We start from the raw sequence: 21,403 nt of genomic DNA, 5'->3' as shown, positions 1-21,403 counted from the left end.
CTTGACTACACACAAAAAGGAGCCTACTGATATCATGACATATGAAGCCGTTATAACGTACGAAGAAGCAGTACAGCGTATCCAGTCTATAGGGCTGCTGCCTCTGGCACCACTATTTGCCGATTATCCTTCTCTGTCATCGCTAACCCCCAAAGAACATTGGCACAAGGATGATGAATTCGATCCTTGGTTATGGCGTTCACGCCTGGCTGAAGAGGGCATTGCTGCATATGGAAAATTTGTCAAAAAGAAAGCGCTTCTTGTCTCATCTGAATACTTCCCTTGGGTACACCGACTGCTTGCCGATTCCAGAACTATCAAGGAACAGTATGAAGCGGGTCTACTCTCCCGTGAAGCGTTCAAACTTCATGCGTTAGTTGCAGAACAAGAAGGCATCGATGGACGTGCCTTGCGATCACAAGCCGGTTTCGGGGCAAAAGAGGACAAAAAAACATTTGACCGTGGACTTCTGGACCTTCAGGGCTGTGCAGCCATTGTGATCAGTGGCACCAAAGAAAAAGAAGGGCTCGCAGAAGGCAAAGTCGCCTGGAACAGCTCCGCATACGAGACTGCTGGTCACTGGATGGAACGTCACGGCATTAAGCCATATGAAGGCAGCATAGAAGAGGCACGTGAACTATTGATTGTGCAACTACAACAACATGCTTCACCTGCAGCATTATCAAGCATCTCCAAAGCGCTTGGCATCCGTGGAATCTAAATAAAGCCAATCCCGGTTGTAGTACAAATTTCAACCGGAATTGGCTGTGGTTCACCATATAATGTAACCCAGACGATCAACAGCCCCCATCGACAATGGATTTAGAGAATTACGCCATCCTTGAATATGGCAATCTCCCGGAATCCATGCTGCTCACTAAGTGTGTGTGACCGCCCAGAAGCAATGTCAATCAGTTGGCTGAACAGCTGTACCTTCACCTCATCCATCGTCTGCCCCTCCAACAGCTGGCCTGCGTTGAAGTCAATCCAGTGTTTTTTGCGATTTGCCAGATCGGATTGGGTCGCAATCTTGACGGTAGGTACCGGACCTCCGAAGGGAGTCCCCCGCCCTGTTGTGAAGAGCACAATATGTGCACCCGCCGCAGACAGTGCCGTTACAGATACCAGGTCATTACCCGGTGCTTCTACAATGTTCAGACCGGTTTGAGTTACACGTTTGCCATAACGTAGAACGTCGACTACGGAAGAACGTCCTCCCTTTTGCGTACATCCAAGTGACTTTTCCTCTAGCGTTGTGATGCCACCAGCCTTATTCCCAGGTGAAGGATTCTCATAGATGTTCTGGCCATGGTTCACAAAATATTGCTTGAAGCCGTTCACGAGGTCCACCAAATCGTGAAACACCTGCTCATTGGCAGCCCGGTTCATTAAGATCGTCTCCGCACCAAACATCTCCGGAACTTCCGTCAGAATAGCCGTACCCCCGGCAGCAACCAGCATATCAGCAACTGCACCGACCAGTGGATTGGCTGTAATGCCGGATAAACCATCGGAACCGCCACACTTCAACCCAATTTTGAGTTTACTGAGCGGAAGCGGCTGCCGTTGTTCATGTTCAGCGATCTCCACAAGTTCTTCCATCAGTCGAAGCCCTTCCTCAAGCTCGTCATCCGTTTCCTGTGCTTTGAGAAACCGTACTTTACCGCGGTATTCCGGAGCAATACACTCACGGAATTCATCGACCTGATTGTTCTCACAGCCCAGACCGATGACGAGCACGCCTCCTGCATTCGGATGCTCCACCAAGGAGGCCAGCAACTGTTGTGTATACTTCAGATCATCACCAAGCTGTGAACACCCGAATGGATGCGGAAAGTGAAATACACCATCGACCCGGCTTCCAAACTGGGACTGCCCCATACGTGCCAAAGCTTCACAAACTTTATTAATACATCCAACCGTATTCACAATCCAGATCTCATTACGAATACCTGCGTCACCATTGGGGCGCAAATATCCATCAAATGAGCGCAGATGTTCCGGAGGCATGTCCGTCTGAACCTGCGCGCCCGGCTGATACTCATATTCAAGCAATCCGTGCAGACCTGTCTTCAGGTTGTGACTATGAATCCAGCTTCCCTGCTCAATCTGCTCTTGGGCAATCCCGATGGAGAAACCATACTTCATCACATCATCACCCGGTGCCAGGGTATGCACAGCAATCTTATGCCCTTTGGGCACGTCATCCAGCAAGGTAAAAGAAACACCGTCTGGCAGGGTAATGCATTCTCCTTTCGCATAATCCCGAAGCGCTATAATGACATCATCCTGTGGTTGAATGGCAATCCAGTCATTGATTGTACTTGTTGTGTTCATTTCCCTTCACCTTCCAACAATCCGATTTCACGAACAAGTGCTGCACGCAGCCCTTCTCTTGCATCCAGATTTTCGCCCCAGATCAAGTTATCCGACAACACAGCCGCTACCCGGTCATCCAGTTGGTTCTGATTCCTGTTAAGCGTGTCATAACCGTCCCAGTGTGCAGCCAAAGCAGCCAGGACATCCGGGTCATCCCGCAGCAGAATGTCCTCTCCATTCAGTCTTTGTGCCTTGTAACCTTCTGGCGTATTTACCGGACGATAGAGACACAATAATCCAGCAAACCCTTGAATTAAACGTTCTGGCCAACTTCCCTGATTTTGCTCGTAAGACAATAGTGTTGGCAGCACACGCACCTTGAATTTTCCGATCGTATTCAAAGCAATATCTTGCAATTTGTGATCAATATATGGGTTAAGGAACCGTTCGAACACTTCTTCTGCATACTGGTCCAGCTGATGATCGGGCATATCCAGAGCAGGCACGATCTCCTGATGCACAGCTTCCCTGATCCATGAGCCAAAATACGGATCTTCCATCGTTTCTCTCACATGCCGCTTACCTTGCAGAATGCCGAGGGATGACATTAAGGTATGTGCCCCATTCAAAATACGAACTTTGCGTACCTGAAAAGGCTTCAGATCTTTCACCCAATGTACATTGAGACCTGCCTGCTTGAGAGGAAGTTTTTTGTCCAATGATTCATCACCCTGAATGGCCCAAAAATGATATGGCTCTGCCGTATTAATCAACTGGTCCTCATACCCCCAGCGATTCGTCAGGGAATCGGCTTCCTCCTGGGTCGGCGCACCTGTTACGATTCGATCTACCAGATTGTTCAAGAAGTGATTATGGTTCTCGATCCATGAGCGGAAGCCTTCCGAATACCCATAATCCTCACTATGACGGAGGACACAACTGCGCAGCACATCACCATTGCCTTCAAGCAGCTCGCATGGCAGATGAATCAAACCTCTGGATGGATCACCATCAAATTTCAAATATCGCTGATGCAGGAAAACCGTTAATTTCCCCGGAAATGATTGGACGGGTTCACCCTCGATATAGTCCGCATACGTATATTTCAATCCTGATTCGGTTGTATTGGAAATAACGAACTCAAGTGAAGGCAGTTCCGCCAAGTTCAGAAAGGCATCCCATTCCTCATACGGATTGATACACTGTGAGAAAATGGAGATCAACTCTGTCCGCTCAACCGGCTTTCCTTGAGACAGCCCACGCGTAATCATCGTATATAATCCATCCTGATCACGAATCTGCTCCAGCTTGGCTTTGCCTCCCGGTCGTGGTTGGGTAACAGCTACACTTCCATGGAATTTGCCTTGTCTGGCACTCTCATGAAGCATCCAGTCTGCAAATCCCCGCAAGAAATTACCTTCTCCAATCTGCAAAACCTTCACGGGACGCTCCATAATCTCCTTGCACTTGCGCTGACCATCGCTCCCCAGTAAATTCAGCTTCAACCTTGGCCGTTTCGTGCTTGCCGACATGGACACTCACCTCATCGATTATTTGTACTGTCGGAATGCAGCTCGAAGGCTCTGCACCCTTTTATTGTAAACGCTTTAAATTCATTGTATCATCAATAAAAGGAAATTAAATTGCTTATATTGCGGTAAATATACTCTCTCATGACCAGGTATAACATCTCGTTGAAGACGATCGTCTGGAAAGGAGTCTTTATGGAACGTTCACCTGTTCGTACGACTATTCAAGCAGAATCCGGTATTCCGTTCCGCCTGGTGTACAGCGATACCAAATCCCCTCAGAACGAATTGCCAGATCACCTTCACGACTGGCATGAAATTATCTATGTATATCGGGGTCAGGGAAGCATCTTTATTGATACGGGACTTGAGAATATGCAAGAAGGAGATCTGTTCATTATACCGGGCAGCACGGTTCACCGAGCCTTGCCGGATGCAGGCAATCCTGTCACATCTTCCGCATTGTTCTTCAGCCCGGGCTTGCTGGCATCGACCGCTGGAGGCGCTGCTTCTTCCTTGCTAAGCCTGTTTGAACGTTGTCGTAAACAACGCGTGTATAAGAGGCATCTGAACACAGAGGAGCAATCACAGGTGGCCACCCTCATTGATAATATTCAGACCGAATTCCAGCTCGGTCATCATCTAAGCGCACATGCGGCCCTGTTAAGGCTGCAACTGTTGCTCATTTTTCTGGAACGTCTGGAAGCTGCGGGACCTGCGAATCCGGGTAAATCCGCTCCAGGTCCCTCATGGCTCTCTTCTACGATCTCTCATATTGACGATAACCTTCGGAATGGCCTGTCCCTCCCTGAACTGGCGCAGCACGCCTCTGTATCCCCTGCCCATTTCAGTCGTGCCTTCAAACGATACACGGGAATGACTCTAACGGATTACGCATTAGCACGAAGGGTCATTATGGCGAAAGAGCATCTGGTGCAAGGTGATGAGACGATGGCAGCCGTTGCCGATGCTTGCGGGTTCGACAGCCTGCCCCACTTTTACCGTCAATTCAAAAAATTAACCGGTACAACACCCGCAGCATACCGCAGAACCATGAACAGTTCTCGTTAAAATAGAACCAGACTGGAACATAGGTGCCTGGGCCTAATCATATATATCCACATATTCTTCCATATGGAAGATGTGGTATGATAATCTGGATTATTACTTGTCGGAAACATTGCATTCCGTTGTCAGAGGAGCTTAGCATTCCATGTTAAACGAATTGAATCGCAGGAATATTGGTATCTTCGCCCATGTGGATGCGGGGAAAACAACCACCACCGAGCATATGTTATTTGAGAGTGGTGTCGTCCGCAGTCCGGGACGTGTAGATGACGGAACAACAGCCACAGACTCCCTGGACATTGAGAAAGAACGTGGCATATCCGTTCAGGCAGCCATGACCTCTCTGATCTGGAAGAACACCATCATTGACCTCATTGATACGCCTGGTCACATTGATTTTAGCTCCGAAGTAGAGCGAACGCTACGGGTAATGGATGGAGCTATTCTCATTCTGTCGGCAGTAGAAGGCATTCAGTCCCAGAGTGAAGCCATCTGGCATGCCCTTCGTTCACTTCGCATCCCAACCATCATTTATATTAATAAAATGGATCGGATTGGTGCGTCTGCCCCAGCGGTAATGGAGCAGATTTGTTCCACCCTGTCCCCTTTCGCATGCGAAATCCAAACGTATCAGTTCCACGAAGATTCATTTCATGGCATCGACTCGCTATGGAACCCGAATCAAGATTCTCTGTCAGATGGCACACCTTCCATTCCAGGTCTGGTCGAGATACTTGCCGAGCTGGACGAAAAGGTCATGGAAGCCTACATCCAGGAGACTCCGTTATCACAAAGGGATCTGAATGAAGCATTCCTGCGGTATGTGCATCAGGGTGAGATGTTCCCTGTGTGTTATGGGGCTTCCGGCAAAGGAATTGGCGTCACGGCATTGCTGGACACGGTCCTTGCATTTCTGCCTCCACCTGCACAACCAGTGGACTCTCCCGTATCCGGCGTTGTGTTCAAAATTGAACGTGACCGTACGATGGGCCGCACGGCATACGTCCGTATGTATGGTGGCATCTTACACAATCGGGATACCATCCATAATTCGACGCGGGAGCTTGAAGAGAAAGTGACGCAGATTCGCCGTATGGATGGACGGAAATGGGCGGATACCGGTGCCGTTCACGCGGGGCAGATTGCTGCGCTGTATGGACTGAGTGACACACATGTGGGTGACATTATCGGCAATCCTGAAGGTGTACCTCCTCTGCCACAGATGGCTGTGCCTTTGCTGACCGTACAAGTACATGGCAAGGACCCGGCACGTTACCCCGATCTTGTCGCAGCATTGCAAGAGTTGACGGATGAAGACCCCTTACTCGACCTGCAATGGTTGCCGGAGGAACGAGAACTGCATCTCAAGGTCATGGGAACCATTCAGCTTGAGATTTTATCCAGCCTGTTGCTGAGTCGTTTCGGATTGGATGTCGTGTTTGATCCGCCATCCGTCATCTATAAGGAGACACCACGTACAGCCGGAGAAGGTTACATCGCTTATACGATGCCTAAGCCCTGCTGGGCCATCCTTCGCTTCAAGATTGAACCTTTGCCTCGCGGAAGCGGTCTGATCTATGCCTCAACCGTAAGGACAGAAGATCTGCTGTTACGTTATCAGAATGAAGTTGAACGACGAATTCCGGAAGCCTTGTCTCAAGGTATGCTCGGTTGGGAAGTAACCGATCTGCGCATCACGCTGGTGGAAGGGGAACATCATGTCTGGCATACACATCCGCTGGATTTTGTTGTAGCCACGCCTATGGGAATCATGGATGGATTGGCGAGAACAGGTACCACGTTGCTGGAACCCCTTCTTCAGTTCCGGCTGACGGTCCCGGAGGAATACGGCGGTAAGGCCCTTAGTGATCTGGTACATATGCGGGCAACCTTCGAAGCCCCCGTCATTGGTAGCGGACGTTGTATTATTGAAGGAGTTATGCCTCTTGCCACCTCAATGGATTATCCGGTGAAACTGCGTTCCGAGACAAGCGGCCGCGGAGTGCTTACGACTTCGTTTGCCGGATACCAAGATTGTCCTGCGGGTGTGAATCATACTTGCAAACGCAGAGGAGTTAACCCGCTGGATCAGTCGAAATATATTTTAAGTGTACGAAACGCGATTACATCATAAATGGAGTTGAACCTGTGCTTATTAAATTTCTTATCTTTGGCCTTCTATGGCGGATTGTAGGTAATCCGTTCATTGCCATCCTCATTTTACTCGTTATACTGTATTTCCTGGATCGTCGTTACGTTGGGGTGTTCCCAAGCTTCACGAAACCTCTCAAACGTATGCGTAACATCTCACGGCTTCGGCAACAGCTTGCCATGAGTCCTAATGAAGTTTCTTCCAAGCTGGAACTGGCTCGCCTGTTAATTGAGCGCAAGCGTTACAGTGAGGCACATGCGTTATTGCTTGAACTGGAGCGTCCTTACGAACAATCGGCTGAGTACTGGGAGGCACTGGGGACAACTGAGCTTCATTTGGGCAACATCGAAAAAGGCGAACGTCATATTTTGCAAGCCCTCGAGATCAACCCCAGAGTCAAGTACGGACGCCCGTACCTAACCCTTGCTGGAGCCTTCAAAGATACGCATGAGGACAAAGCGCTGGATTATGTGCATCAGTTTCAAGAGATTCATTCCTCTTCCAGTGAAGCTTATTATCTGCTCGGTTCGGTTCACCGTTCCCTTGGGCGCAATGCAGACGCGAAGCAGGCATACGAGCAATCGTTGAACGTTTATCGTTCGTTACCCAAATACAAAAAACGTCAGGAGCGCCGCTGGGCTGTCCGCAGTTGGTTCCGCAAACGTGGATTGTAATGTCATCCGCTATACACCGTAATCTTCATATATCACTTTTCTAACCAATAAAAGTGCACTGATCTCTGCCCTCGTATGAGCAGAACCAGTGCACTTTATTCTTAACAGCGATATTAATACACCAATATCTCACACAGTCGTTCTTCATGGAGATTCATCCAGTCGATCCGCTGTTTGAGCTTCACAATCTGCTCCACAGCCACTTCCGGCTCATCTGTACCCTCGAACATCCGACTGATGAAATGCATGACCACATCCAGACTACGCAGCAAAATCAATCGAGGTATGGCCAGCAACTCTTCCGGTTTCAGGCTGACCTGTTCCCCAAATCCCCTGATCAGTCCCTCCTGTGCCTGCCACATCCAATCTTCACTCTTGTCCATGGTAAGGAGGTCAGACATCGGAACAGCCAGCTCCATTACCCTCAAATCCCATGTCGCAAATTCAAAATCCAAAATGGCACAGATTTCACCATCCTGCTGATCTACCAACACATTCGAGGCATTCACGTCCCCATGAACCAATTGATGCGGCAGATGTTCCATGCCCCGCAGGGCTTCAAACAGATCTGGAAGCGCCTCTCTCAGTTGCTTCAACTCATTTGTACATGCGGCCAATTGCTCCGGCGGCGATGTGCATAGCTGTAATAATCGTTCTGGTGAACAGAGCGGATACGCATCCTGAATTCGATAGTATGGTGGATACACAGGTTCAAGTGGTATATCCAGCGTAGCCATAACAGTAGACAGGGCCCCCGCCGCTTTACCGAGCCCTATCAATTGATCTGGTGTGTGCCAGATGGGATTGACGCCTTCCCTATAATGAAACAGAGTCACTATTTTGGTATGACCAGTGAGGGTATCTTTTACAGGAAGGAATGTACCTCCCTCACCAGATAACCGCCTTACAGGTGAAGGTGTATCAAGCTTAAAGTTCGAACGTTGAAGGGCTGCCAGCACCTCGTGTTCAAAGGTGATTTTCATCGGATCATTATGTGTTTCATATTGTCTCATGACGTAATTAGTCCCGTCTACATGGAGCATGTAAGTAGAATTATTCATCCCACCCTTTCCACGCTCGCCTTTCCAGTCCGATGTGAAACCATATAAGGCCAACACTTCGGATATACGCTGCTGCTCTGAAGGATGGAGGGAACCGGAATCGATGTTTTGCACCAAAAATTAACCCCTTTATCTCACAAAATGGAACTGTCTTTTATTTATCTTAAAGGAAGTCCATCGCTTGGTCTAGTTCTGTTCCAAAGTGATCAAGAGAACGGGTAATATCCCGTCCGATTAAGCTGCTCCGCAATGACACGATACCCTCTTGCATTAGGATGTACTCTATCCCAGAACAACAGTTCACGTTCACGACCTTCGAACCTGTCATAGACCTGAGCACACGCATAGTTGCCTGATCCGGCTCCATTCAAAAACGAATTATATTGGCGCACCCAGTATGCAGCTTCCGTCGCTTGTGGATACGGGTTGTACAATCCGATGGATCGGACCATATACTCATGGTTGCCCTTTAACTGCCGAATGTGCCGCATGATCTGAGATACATTACTGCGGGTTTCTCCGAGCACCTGTGTCATTTTGCTGGCATTTGGAATGCCATTACTTGCTTTAAACGTACGAATCAGATCATTCCCGCCAATGGATATGGTAATGATATCCGCTTCACGGAGCGATTGCCGCACTCGGGGATGCGAAGAGATCATCTGCAACATTTCCCCCGACGTCAGTCCATTCACGCCCATATTTTCCATGGATACAAACGTACGAACATTCATTTCTGCCATTCGCCGATATAAAGGAACAAAGCCGGTGCCCAGCAACGCTCCTGTACCTACCGTTAATGAATCTCCTATAGCCACATATCGATATACCATCCCGTCGCCCCTCTCTGCTGTGATTTCTCTGAACAATAATGAACTGCTCTATATCTTATGATGAGTGGCAAGACAAGGCGCGGGATGGTGTCCTTAGGCATGCACCTTTCTTTTGCATAAAACCATATTTCTTCTTCTGTAGAGGTAAAAAAAAGAAAAAAGCCCTGCCGCATAACGCGGCAGAGCCTGATTCATTGCAATGCATTACATGCCTATGGTCCGATCCGAATCAACGGAATCTGATTGTTCCTTGTTCGGGAACGGCCACCAGTTGGCCCGGCCAAACATCTTCACCATCACTGGGACGAAGAATGGCAGGAACAGCAGAGAGTACAAGATCAGTCCGCTAAGGACTACTGTAGCAATCTGCATCATCGAGAGAACACCAGATGGATACATGGCAGCAAATGTACCGCTCAGAATGACTGCTGCAGAGAGGATAACGGTTCCCATGTTCTTCATCGCGTACAACATGGCATCCTGTACTTTCATACCTTTGTTCTCATTGAAACGGTCCATCAGGAAGATGCTATAATCCACACCAAGTGCAATCAGCATAACAAATCCGAAGAACGGAGTAACCCAGCTAATGCCTGCGAATCCGAGGATATTAACAAAGATCACTTCGGTTAACGCCATCGATGTGAAATAAGCCAGTAATAAGGAAACAATCAGATACAATGGCATAATGACCGAGCGAAGCAGTACAACCAGAATAATGAATGTACCTGCCAGCATCAACATTACAGTACGTGTATAGTCGTTATTCGAGATCTCCTGCAAATCTGCAAACGTACTCGTAACGCCACCTATGGCGATGTCCGCTTTTTCAAGCGTACTGCCTTGTACCGCGCGATGTACTGCCGCCTCAATGTCAGGAACACGATCAATGGCTTCTGTTCCGTATGGATTTTCGGCGAAAATAACATCAATCGTCATCGTTTTCCGATCTTCAGACAGATACGTATCAAATACCTGTGTGAAGTCTTTGCTGTTCAGTGCTTCATCAGGAACGTACCAGCCTGCCAGATCGGAATCTGGTGAATTTTGCAATTGCGTCAGGTAGTCCTGCGCTGAATCCAGTCCCCCGGATACCTGTTTGATACCATCGACACTCTGGTTCAGTCCATCTGTCAGTTGTGTCAGCTGACCACTCAGATCCGAGAAGCCTTGCTGAATTTTCTCCTGACCACCCTGAAGCTGGCCAAGTCCATCCTGAATGGAAGGAATTTCGCTAATCACTTTGCCCTGACCATCCGCAGCCTGTTTGAGACCGGATTGCAACTGACCAATTCCCGTTACAATCTGGCCCAGACCATCGGCAAGCGCCTTTTGTCCGGCTGCTGCGGAGGCAAAGCCTTCATTGGCCTGATTAATTCCAGCAGCGGCTTCCCCAAGTTTGGTCTTAATCTGACCCAAACCTTGAGCAAGCTGCGCTGTACCAGAACCTGTTTCACCAATCGTACCTTTGATACGCTGGTAATCAGCATCTTGCTGCAATTCAGGATAACGCTCTTCAAGTGCTGTGAAGGATTCGGACAGACTGGTTAGAGCTGTTGAAACCCCGTTCAGCTGTTGTTCCAGTTCGCGGGTTCCATCCCCCAGCGCAGCGACCCCTGCTCCCGCCTGACGATAGGCTTCAAGCAACTGATTGTTCGCCTGCGCAAGCTGATCTGCACTCGTTTTGGCTTGCTGAAGACCGGCTTTCAGATCCCCTGCACCTGCCGAACCATCTCGAATACCTTTTTCAATCTGCCCTAGTCCCTCACTGAGTTGCTTGATACCCGATTGCAACTGGGAGGTTCCTTTGGTAAGTTCACCTGCTCCATCAGCAGCTTCTTTTAACTGTGGTTCATTTTTACTTAGCTGACTGCTGGCTTCACTCAGGCCATCACGGATTTTGTCCAGACCCGTCTTGCCTTCACCCAGTCCATCCGATAATGTTCCCACTTGCTGTGTAACTTCAAAATCTTTAATCTCATCACCCGTAGGTCGTGTCATACTGCGGACACCAGAGACTCCGGCTACTTTCTCTACTTCCCGGCTAATTTTCTCGGCAACGGCCATATATTTCGCATTATCCATCGCTTCATCGTTCTGGATGACGATCTGACCCGGCAGTGATTCACCCGGACCAAAGCTGTCAGAGATAATGTTGAATGCTTTTACGGAATCATATTTCTCACCAATCTCATCGAGACTGTTGAACGACAGTTTGCCATCGTAGGTTGCCAGAAGAGGCACACAGACAGCTGCAACGATGAGCAGCGCAGCCCATGGACGTTTAAGTGAAAAGCGACCAGCTGCACCATAGATCTTGCTCTCGGCATGTTCAAGTGAACCCTTCGACGGCCAGAATAACTTCTTGCCTAACACCACCATGAAGAATGGCACGATGGTCACCAAGGCAAGCATCATCACAGCAATACCTACAGCTACGGCAACCGCAGAACGGTACAACATAAACTGGGCAAATCCGATCGCAATGAATCCAACCAGCACAGCTAGTGCTGAGAAGAGTACCGTTTTACCGGCAGTACGATAGGTGGCAATGATGGCATCCCACGTATTCTCATGATGAGCCAGTTCTTCCTTGAACCGACTGATCAACAGGATGCAGTAATCCGTACCAATCCCAAACATGACGGCGACCATAAAGATCTGTGTAAATGTGGATATCGGGAAGTCGAGCCCATCCACCAGAAATGCAACAATCTGTTGCGATACAATGTAACTGATCCCCACCGTCAGTAGCGGGACAAACGGAGCTACAAACGAACGGAAGACCAGGAACAGAATGAGTAAAATAAAGACAACTGTAATATATTCCGATTTCTTAAGTCCCTCTTGGGAACTTTCAATGGTGTCTTCATCAATCAGACCTTTACCGGTTATGTAGTGCTCCACATTGACGGACTTCAATGCTTCATTCAGGTCTTCCCGCATTTCCTTGACCGTACGATCTCCCTGATCAATGGATAGCGATGTTAGAATCGTTTTGCCATCAGCTGAGATCATCTTCTCGGACAGTTCAGGCTGAGAGAAAGGTTCCAGAATGGACAGAATGCCCAGCTTCTCCTTGTCGGCCTCCAATTGCTTAACGGCCTTCTCTGCCTCTTGTTTCCCCGTGGTGCCCAGACCATCGGGATTATAAAATACAAGGGCGATCTGGCTCCCCTGTTGTTCTCCTTTTTGTGCTGCAGCTTCATTCAGAATCGCTGCTGCCTGGGTGGAAGAGTACCCTTCCGGAACCGAAAACTGTCCCTTTTCCCGAATCAGTTCACTCATGTTAGGGGCGGTAAACATCAACACGGCAGCTACAACAACCCATAGCCCCATTAACCACCATCTTGCTTTTAGTATCGTTCTCATTCGTTCTCCCGTCCTCCTTCATGCGATAGCAAAGCTGCAAGCTTCTCAAAAGATTCAATGAAAATTCGGACTTCTTCCGGTTTAAAATGAACCAGATACGGCTCCAGAATCTGCTGTATTTCCTGTTCTGTTTCCCTGTATACCTGTCGTCCGGTATCCGTCAGTGTCAGATATACAACGCGGCGGTCACGTTCATCCCCGGCCCGATGGACCAGATCGCGATCCACCAGCTTGTTGACCAAAGCGGTAATGCTACTCTTACCTATACACAGAAGCTCTGCAAGATCAGAGGGCGTGCAGAAAGGTTTCTCTTCAATCAGACGAAGTGCGCAGAACTGATCGGTCGTTATGGTCTGCCCCACTTGTTCGCGTATCCGCGTATCAAACCGCTTATTGACCATAAAGGAAGCATCCAAATAGCGGTTCACCAAACTTTTTGCATCCGGTGTACTCATTCTTCATTCTCCTTTCCCAAATCTATATAGTTCACTTAACGAACTATTCTTCTGTGAAACTATTCTATAATGAAACAATCTTACAAAGCAATACTTTTTTCCTGCTTTTTAGATGAAAACGACAAAAAAACAGGACGTCCGACTCAGCTCATTGCCAAATCCAACATCCTGTACTGATGATAATCCATATATTTCTTAAAGTAATAAAAGGTCTCTGTGCTACTCTTCGTCCGTATCTTCCTCTTTTTCAAGCACACAACGGAATCGCTCCACACCTGGGTATAATTCACCCAGACTATATACCACAAACCCCGTATTCCGATAAAACTCGACGGCTTCCAACTCGGTCTCAGCGATCAGTCTATCGGGATTGTATGTTGCCAACAGTTGTGAGATCATACCACGTCCATAATTTTTAAAGCGGTTTTCAGGCAAAACCGAGATATGATGAATGGTAACCTCACTTGTTCCTGTCTTCTCATATCCAATCAGACCGATCAATTGTCCCTCATCTTCGTAACCGCCCATTTGCAATTCGTCTTTCTCTACATATTGTTGCAACGCACGGTTCAAGTGATCCGGATCAGGAAAGACCGAGTAGGACAACAGCTCCTGTACTTCCGGCTCCTGTATGCGTGATTTCAGATTAATTAACACTTTGATTCCTCCTATACCTTGCTTGTTTCCGTTATCGTATTGTAGTCGTTAGCCTCTAAAAGTTCAAGTCGTGTGCCGATTCGACTCCGATACCCTCCAGCACATTTTGCTCAGCATTGGTATCGTAATAACGGTTGCAACCATTCTTTTGCACATAGGATACAATCTTCCCGTTCTGATCTGCGACAGCCACACGCGTGTGGCTCCCTCCTCCATCCATCCCTATTACATATGTATTCATCCTTAACCATCTCCCTTCAGACCGCACATTAAGAGTGCCGGGTCCATTGTCAGGTCCCGGCAGAGAATTTATTGCTTTTGCACAGCGAAACGAAGCAGTTCACAACGAAATTGTGTCGGTTCATCATACTTTTCCTCTTCAATCGTCTGTGTAACATGTTCCTGAAGCAGAATATTCCAGCCTTTGTAGGCATCCTCCAGTATAGCAATCGCCTCGGCTGTGGGCAGGTTCAGTTCAATTAATGGTTTAATCTCCTTGCCTGTATTGATTTCTTTCTCCTCCACATTGGTACTCATCGTAATACAATGAATGCCCCCTGTACGAGTTCCGGCCTGTAACCGGTCTATCGCTTCCATGAAGGCTTGCTTATTTGAGACATGTTCCAGACAAGAGCAAGCAGCGATATAGTCAAAATAGTTTGGCTCCACAGCATAATGTTCAACATCTGCTTTCACTGCCTGTACGATATGATCAACCTGATATTCTTTCGCATACTTGCGAAGTCCGTCTACGGCCTCATCCAGTAAATCCACACCGATGACTTCACTCTTCGTTTTTGCAAGGCGCTGTGCAATCGGTATCGTATGCCTCCCCACTCCGCATCCCAGATCGAGGACACGCAATTCCTCCTTGTGAGCAAGTAGGCGTTCCAGCATATCCATCACCATAGGCATGGGCCTCGACATCCAGGTACCAGAGGCGAATAATTCATTATTCTGATAGAAATTGGAATGATAACCTGCCTCTGCTTTTCGCGCAGCCTCAAATTGTTCGTTTCCCATCAAGATACCCCCATCGTTTAGAAAATGATTTGCATCTTCTACTTAATACCCAGATTGTCATAAAAAAATCAATTAAAAGCAGGTGACAGATTTTTCTTCATAAAGGATTCCAGCGCCGCCTCATATCCGGTGCGATCGACTTGAAACGCTGTGCCATGACCGGCACGGGGGACGGTCAGCAATTCCTTTTTGGTTGGGCAGGCTTCATACAACCTGTACACCATTTCCGTTGGTACAAACGTATCAGCCTCACCGTGGATGAATAACACGGGAACGTTAACTTTGGCAAGCTGCTTGAGAGCCGAAGCCTCTCTAAAGGAATACCCTGCTTTCCACCGGGAGATCAGACTTGTGACAGGTATAAACGGAAATGCAGGTAGCTTGTATAATTGCTTCAACTGGAACGTCAGTTCTTCTTCCACGGATGTATACGCACAATCAGATACAATCGCTTTAACCTGAATCGGCAGAACTTCACCACCTGTCATCAGTACGGTTGCTCCTCCCATGGATACGCCGTGCAATATGATTTCCCCTTGTGTACCCAATTTTTTAAGCACCCAGTTGGTCCACTGGACATAATCCTTCCGATCTAACCAACCAAAACCAATGATATCACCTTCACTCTGTCCATGACCTCGATCATCTGGCATGAGTACGTTATAACCGTGCTTTTCCGCATAAAACCGGGCAAATCCAGCCATTTCTCTGCCTCTACCCGAATAACCATGTGCCAGAATAACCGTCTGATTCGACCCTTTATTGGAACCGAGCCATGTACCATACAGTTTTAATCCATCATTTGATTGAAGAGATATCTCTTCTGTAGGCTGAGCATCCAGCCACTTCAAGTCAGAAGCACTGCTAATGATTTCATTGTCCGGTTCAGGCATCAGATTTGGATTATCTACCAAAAACGTTTTTGCTGTACGGCGAATGGCCGTTTTGAAAAAATAAAGCCCTCCTGCCCACAGAAGAGCAAGAACGATCAGTACCAGTGCTGCAAGTACGTAGAATAACATGAACGAGCCCTACCCTCTTTCCTTATTAAGATATATTCAATCTTTACTTACTCGTTGCAGTGCTACACATGCTGCTTGATAGGCGGGTAACAAAGCATCTAGCAAAGGTTCTGCTTTCCGTGATTGACCTTCCTTCGCCAACTGCTCTATCCGGGCAAACAAAGTTGATAAATAACGAATCCCCAGGCTCAAACTCCCTGATTTCAGATCATGGGCTACCTCGGTTGCAGCAACATGGTCACCGGACACAATATGTCTGCGCAGCGCCTCAATTTTGCCAGGTGTATCGGTACGATACATGTCCAACAACATACCAAGGAGTGTACGATCGCCATCGGTGTTTAATTCCGCAATCTCATGTACGATGCTCATATTTAGTACCTCGGTCGGTTCGGAGGATTGCTTCCACTTCTCGATCATCTTGCTCAGAATTTCCAGCGTGAAGGGTTTGCCAATAAAGTCATTCATCCCGGCTTCCTTACACTTGTCTTTCTCTCCCTGCATGACATTACCTGTCATTGCAATGATTGGTGTGGTATGGCGCATTTCATCCATTTCTATCGAGCGGATTTTGCGTGTTGCCTCCAAACCGTCCATCAATGGCATCATATAGTCCATGAGAATCAAACTGTATTTTTTGCTGAGAAAAGCAGCTATTGCCTCTTCCCCATTCACTACAGCGTCCACTTGGGTTATTCCCAGTTTCTTGAGCTGCAACATAACAAGCTGTCGGTTGATGACATTATCATCGGCCAGCAATACAGATACAGAAGGAGCTTCATCATCCATATCCTGCCCCTGTTGCTCTTGAGCGGAAGCAACAGACTGGTTACCGTCTTTCTTACCAAGTGTAAGTTCGAACCAGAATGTTGATCCTTCACCCTCCTGACTGTCTACTCCAATCCGACCTTCCATCAGTGTAACGAGCGACCTGCAGATCGATAATCCAAGGCCCGTTCCTCCATACTCACTTGAGCGTCCTCGTTCAGTCTGCATGTAGGGTTGAAATAACTGGTTCTGATCTTCTTCCGAGATACCAATCCCCGTGTCTTCGACTTCAAATCGGATCATTTGTGTAACTTCATCATCTTCCACAAGGGTGACTCGTATCCGCACCGTACCTTCTGATGTGAATTTGTTCGCATTCTGAATTAGATTGATCAGTATCTGTGTAATCCTCGTTGGATCCCCTTCAAGAAGAGTAGAGATTCTGGGGTCACAGTCTATCGATAACTGATTTCCGTTCTTTCTGACTTGGGGTTCGAGCAAACGAACAATATAGTTTATCGTCTCTTGCAGATCCACTTCTCCCAGTTCAAGTCGCATCTGACCCGCCTCAAGTTTGGACAGATCCAGAAGATCCTGAATCAGCTTAAGCAGCAGTTTGGCAGCATCCTGTATAACGGAAACGGAATTCTCCTGTTCTTCAGACAATGGAGACAGCTTCAGCATCTCAGCCATCCCCAATATGCCATTCAATGGCGTACGAAAATCATGACTGATGCCTGCAATAAATGCGATTTTTGAATCACCTGCATCTACTGCTTGCTGACGTGCAGCTTCAAGACTGTTATTGTTCTTTGCAAGCAGACGTTGGAGTGTCACCAGTTCATTATTCATATCCGAGAATTCCGTAAGTGTCCGTTCCTCTTGCTCTTTACTCCGGATCATCTGATCCGATAACTGCTCAATCGTTCTGCGTAGCCTCTGTATCTCTCCGCCCTCATTAGACATCACATCATCCCTCTCTTAATCCCTAACCATATCAAGCTGATTACACGTAGCTGGCTGAGCCAGTAATTGTTCTGCAACCACTACCGCTTCATCGGCTCCTGGAGCATAACCGTCAGCTCCTATCGTTTTCCACAACTCCTGATCAATATTAAAGGGATATCCCCCAACCATAATCTTCACATATGCCGTTGCCGGATGATGACGGATCAGATGAATCAACTCTTTGGCCAGATGAAGGTGATACGTCATCGTAACTGAAATCGCAACAACATCGCCCTGATGCAGCTCAATAGCCTCTATTACACTTCCATTGGGAACATTGGCTCCCAGATAATGCGTATCCCAACCTTCCATCTCGAACACATCTGTGAGCATACGCAGTCCGATCTCATGTTGCTCACTGCCTACACAGGTAGCCACTAGTTTTTTATCCTGACCCGTATGAATCAACCAACGATAATAGAGACGTGATATGAATGACTGGGTCGCTGCCGTACAAAAGTGTTCCTGCCCCACACTAATACGATGGCATTGCCACAATCGTCCAATTTCATATTGGGTAGGCTGAAAGATATATCGATAAATATCACGAATCGTCACCCCGGCTTCTAACTGGGCTTCAATGATCTCAAAGGCTTCTTTCCGTTTATTCTCAAGCAAACACTGTAAGTACGATTGCGCGGCATCTCCATATGGCATGGATTCGTTGATGTAACCCGCCTGTGACTCCATATGTGTTGTTCTATATATTCCCATCTCCAGATACTCGAGCAGAAGCGCCTTTGACGGATGGTCAAATTCTTCTTCCAAGGTCTCTTTGATCAGATTGAGATTAATCACCAGGTCTTCTGGTGATACCTTATAACCCTCAAGTAAAACTTTCAGCCAGGCAATATAATGAGTAAACAGACCTGGACTCTGTACGAGCGCACTTTCTGCCAAATAGTTCAAGCTATACTCCGAATCCTGTTTGGTTCGCATTTTTCCATTCTCGCCAAATCGCTCAAGTAAATCGGGCTGTCTGAGATACTGTTTCTCCGTTATTTTATCAGCTAAGTTCGCAGATTCCTGGAGCAAACGTTCTCCTGCTTCTTGATGACTCATAGATGCCACCCTCCTCATACCCGCATCACACTCAATCTTCATTCGTGACTAATCCAGAATGAGATCGATGTTAGTTAACTTGCAATCGGGATAGGTTCTTCTACTTGATCCAATCCATCCATTCCGCTCTTAATCGTTCTGTTCCATTATACATGAACTTTCGATGATCATGTTTTACACACGATGAATGTATAGAACAATCTTCCTATATTATGGAGGGCCTTGCAAGTCAGTCAGCCAGTATATACCTGTACTTTTCGAGATCCACAAAAAAAACTGACCTGCGTTATGAACGCAAGTCAGTTTTCCCTTCTGCCGCCAGTCCCAGCTTCTTCAACATCTTAATCGCATCCACTTTCTCGGAAGGGTCAAGTCCTTCCAAAGCATCAATGATGACCTGATGGTGTTGAGGAAATATCTGTGTGAACAATTCTCTTCCTTCTTCGGTTAACTCAGCGTAAATGACACGCCGATCTTCCTTGGATGGTCGACGAAACAGCAGATTTTTATTTTGCAACTTATCTACAACATACGTAATATTACCACTGGACATTAACACCTTTTCACCAATCTTTTGCAATGCCTGTGGTCCCTTATGATATAACAAATCAAGCACACCAAATTCTGTCGTATTCAGTCCGTGACTCTGGATGTCACGATTGGAACGTGAGGTCACAGAATTGTAGGCCCGAACAAGAACCACGAATAATTGTAAAGACAGTTCCCGGTTGTCCTCCGTGTTCAGCATTTCAATAATCCTCCATCAGTTGTTTACATTTCGGCTCGTATGAGGGGCCAGCTTCTGCTCCCACTCCTCACGGAGCATCCCCATACGAATTGAATCATAATATTGCCCGCGAACGATACGACACTTCCGCATTCGCCCCTCCACCTGTAATCCGGCTTTCACAGCCGCACGCATCATACGTTCATTACCAGACCAAGTAGTCAATCCAACCCGAACCAAAGGCATCTGTTCGAACAAATGACTTGACCACATGACAAGTGAGCGTGTGCCAACCCCGCGTCCCCACTGGACAGATCTGTATATTACAATCCCCATTTCCAGCCACATGGATAACTCATCTTCTATGTAATAGCTGATTGTACCCACAATTTGTCTGTCGGATTCAATAATACGGATTGATACGGGTTTGGAATCGCCTGGACCTACTTCCATACGTTTGAGCATACCTTGTTCAAAACTTTCATAACTTTCGTGTTTAAGTGGGTAATAGGGTGCATCCCATTGCTTCCATTCAGGTACGTCATCACTGTAGATCAATTCGTAGAGTTCTTTCAGATCCTGTTTCTCCACACACCTGAGTACAAGTTCACCATCAACGATTGGCAGTTCTTTCATACGATGAAAAGCACCCTCTTCCATATTAAGAACGATGAAGTTCTTCGATACTTCCGTCCGCATTGGCAAGAATGACTGTACTAGCCATATCCACAAATAGTCCGTTATCAACAACACCTGGTAACATGTTCAATTGAACATTAAGGTCCGCAGCGTGATCAATCGCCTCCAAGTGGCAATCCGCTATCAGGTTTCCGTTGTCTGTCAGATAACGTTGCTGTCCATCCATCCGCCACTGTGGTTGACACCCCAATTTTTCGAGCGCCTGGAAGGTCCACTCAGAAGCAAATGGAACCACCTCAACTGGAAGCGGGAATTTCCCCAACTTTTGCACGGCTTTGCTGCCATCCGCTACAATAATCAATTTGTCACTATTGGCCGCCACGATTTTCTCACGCAAAAGAGCCCCGCCCCCCCCTTTAATCAGGTTAAATTCGGGATCAACTTCATCAGCACCATCAATGGTCAGATCCAGACGTCCAATTTGGTCAAATGGGACGATGGGAATCCCCCATTCACGGGCAAGCTTGTCTGAAGCCTCTGAAGTGGCAACCGCTTGAATGTTCAATCCATTACGTACCCGCTCACCGATCCGGCAGATGGCATAATAAGCTGTTGAACCTGTACCCAATCCAACCTTCATTCCATCTTCAACATATTCTGCCGCACGCTCTGCTGCTATCTGTTTAAGATTCATCTATAAACCCCCGCTGCTCATAATTTGAGAAATGCATATGTAGTTATTATAGATAAAACCGCTTCCGATGTATATCCGTGCCTTCTGTTGCATCTCTGCCATCATATTTTTGTTTTGTTGAAGGATGTATTTTTACCCACCATGTTATAGAATACAGAATGAAGCTAAAAAATGGGAAATTTTAAAATAAACAGTTCTAAATACCTATAAACCATCTGATATGTCCATAAATACGTAAAATATTAAAAATAATTTAACGATACTATTCAATTTAACGACATTTTATACGACATATTAATTATAGATGTGTTTTAATAATTAGACACCTATGGTTCATACG

19 protein-coding genes are annotated in these 21,403 nt (G+C 47.1%); 4 read left to right on the top strand and 15 right to left on the bottom strand.

Translation table 11 applies throughout. The annotated features are described in order from the left end of the window. The first annotated feature begins 1 nt into the window (after position 1). A complete protein-coding gene (locus tag NST38_RS11105) occupies positions 2–721 on the top strand; it encodes an AlkZ-related protein (RefSeq protein ID WP_341343965.1) in 720 nt (239 codons plus the stop codon). A gap of 101 nt (positions 722–822) precedes the next feature. On the opposite strand, the gene NST38_RS11100 is transcribed toward NST38_RS11105, so the two are convergent. Both NST38_RS11100 and NST38_RS11095 read right to left on the bottom strand, forming a co-directional pair. Then, entirely contained in the window at positions 823–2,337 is a 1,515-nt protein-coding gene (locus NST38_RS11100) for a UxaA family hydrolase (RefSeq protein WP_179086417.1), read from the bottom strand. Next, on the bottom strand, positions 2,334–3,851 hold the full coding sequence (locus NST38_RS11095) for a tagaturonate reductase (RefSeq protein WP_076249847.1): 1,518 nt from the start codon (positions 3,849–3,851) through the stop codon (positions 2,334–2,336). Before NST38_RS11095 ends, NST38_RS11100 begins: the two co-directional genes overlap by 4 nt. Before the next feature lie 141 nt (positions 3,852–3,992). Here NST38_RS11095 and NST38_RS11090 point away from each other — a divergent pair, with 141 nt between their 5' ends. From NST38_RS11090 to NST38_RS11080, 3 genes are all read left to right on the top strand, one after another. Next, entirely contained in the window at positions 3,993–4,919 is a 927-nt protein-coding gene (locus NST38_RS11090; protein WP_083677279.1) for an AraC family transcriptional regulator, read from the top strand. A 142-nt stretch (positions 4,920–5,061) separates the two neighbouring features. Then, positions 5,062–7,050 carry an elongation factor G gene (locus NST38_RS11085; protein WP_076249849.1) on the top strand — a complete coding sequence of 663 codons (1,989 nt, stop codon included), beginning with the start codon at positions 5,062–5,064 and terminating at the stop codon, positions 7,048–7,050. Positions 7,051–7,064: 14 nt separating this feature from the next. Continuing rightward, positions 7,065–7,742 carry a tetratricopeptide repeat protein gene (locus tag NST38_RS11080; RefSeq protein WP_026081149.1) on the top strand — a complete coding sequence of 226 codons (678 nt, stop codon included), beginning with the start codon at positions 7,065–7,067 and terminating at the stop codon, positions 7,740–7,742. Positions 7,743–7,855: 113 nt separating this feature from the next. Here the strand turns inward: NST38_RS11080 and NST38_RS11075 are convergent, their stop codons facing one another. The 13 genes from NST38_RS11075 to rpiA form a co-directional block, all read right to left on the bottom strand. Next, on the bottom strand, positions 7,856–8,917 hold the full coding sequence (locus NST38_RS11075) for a phosphotransferase (protein WP_101313420.1): 1,062 nt from the start codon (positions 8,915–8,917) through the stop codon (positions 7,856–7,858). A gap of 92 nt (positions 8,918–9,009) precedes the next feature. Next, the gene (locus NST38_RS11070; protein ID WP_017689264.1) at positions 9,010–9,636 is read right to left on the bottom strand and encodes a GDSL-type esterase/lipase family protein; all 627 of its coding nucleotides are present in this window, start codon (positions 9,634–9,636) and stop codon (positions 9,010–9,012) included. 204 nt (positions 9,637–9,840) lie between these two features. Beyond that, positions 9,841–13,008 carry an MMPL/RND family transporter gene (locus tag NST38_RS11065; protein ID WP_076249851.1) on the bottom strand — a complete coding sequence of 1,056 codons (3,168 nt, stop codon included), beginning with the start codon at positions 13,006–13,008 and terminating at the stop codon, positions 9,841–9,843. Beyond that, complete coding sequence (locus NST38_RS11060; protein ID WP_036609512.1) at positions 13,005–13,463, bottom strand: MarR family winged helix-turn-helix transcriptional regulator; 459 nt, start codon at positions 13,461–13,463, stop codon at positions 13,005–13,007. Before NST38_RS11060 ends, NST38_RS11065 begins: the two co-directional genes overlap by 4 nt. A gap of 219 nt (positions 13,464–13,682) precedes the next feature. Further along, positions 13,683–14,120, bottom strand: a complete 438-nt coding sequence (locus tag NST38_RS11055; RefSeq protein ID WP_036609514.1) for a GNAT family N-acetyltransferase — start codon at positions 14,118–14,120, stop codon at positions 13,683–13,685. 55 nt (positions 14,121–14,175) lie between these two features. Continuing rightward, positions 14,176–14,361, bottom strand: coding sequence for a hypothetical protein (locus tag NST38_RS11050; protein ID WP_076249852.1), 186 nt, complete (start codon positions 14,359–14,361; stop codon positions 14,176–14,178). A gap of 68 nt (positions 14,362–14,429) precedes the next feature. After that, entirely contained in the window at positions 14,430–15,143 is a 714-nt protein-coding gene (locus NST38_RS11045) for a class I SAM-dependent methyltransferase (protein WP_076249853.1), read from the bottom strand. Between the two features lie 68 nt (positions 15,144–15,211). Further along, positions 15,212–16,165 carry an alpha/beta hydrolase gene (locus tag NST38_RS11040; RefSeq protein WP_076249854.1) on the bottom strand — a complete coding sequence of 318 codons (954 nt, stop codon included), beginning with the start codon at positions 16,163–16,165 and terminating at the stop codon, positions 15,212–15,214. Between the two features lie 36 nt (positions 16,166–16,201). Continuing rightward, complete coding sequence (locus NST38_RS11035) at positions 16,202–17,899, bottom strand: ATP-binding protein (RefSeq protein WP_076249855.1); 1,698 nt, start codon at positions 17,897–17,899, stop codon at positions 16,202–16,204. 15 nt (positions 17,900–17,914) lie between these two features. Next, the gene (locus NST38_RS11030) at positions 17,915–19,003 is read right to left on the bottom strand and encodes a cobalamin B12-binding domain-containing protein (RefSeq protein ID WP_076249856.1); all 1,089 of its coding nucleotides are present in this window, start codon (positions 19,001–19,003) and stop codon (positions 17,915–17,917) included. Between the two features lie 286 nt (positions 19,004–19,289). Further along, complete coding sequence (locus NST38_RS11025) at positions 19,290–19,751, bottom strand: MarR family winged helix-turn-helix transcriptional regulator (protein WP_017689273.1); 462 nt, start codon at positions 19,749–19,751, stop codon at positions 19,290–19,292. Positions 19,752–19,766: 15 nt separating this feature from the next. Continuing rightward, entirely contained in the window at positions 19,767–20,366 is a 600-nt protein-coding gene (locus tag NST38_RS11020) for a GNAT family N-acetyltransferase (RefSeq protein WP_076249980.1), read from the bottom strand. A 25-nt stretch (positions 20,367–20,391) separates the two neighbouring features. Next, positions 20,392–21,063, bottom strand: coding sequence for a ribose-5-phosphate isomerase RpiA (gene rpiA / locus NST38_RS11015; protein WP_076249857.1), 672 nt, complete (start codon positions 21,061–21,063; stop codon positions 20,392–20,394). Positions 21,064–21,403: the final 340 nt, after the last annotated feature.

It is taken from the genome of Paenibacillus sp. FSL H8-0104 (assembly GCF_038050215.1).
GTDB classification, from domain to species: Bacteria; Bacillota; Bacilli; order Paenibacillales; family Paenibacillaceae; genus Paenibacillus; species Paenibacillus amylolyticus.
The sequence above is the reverse complement of the archived record's forward strand: the minus strand, read 5'-3'. Positions and strand labels throughout refer to the sequence as shown.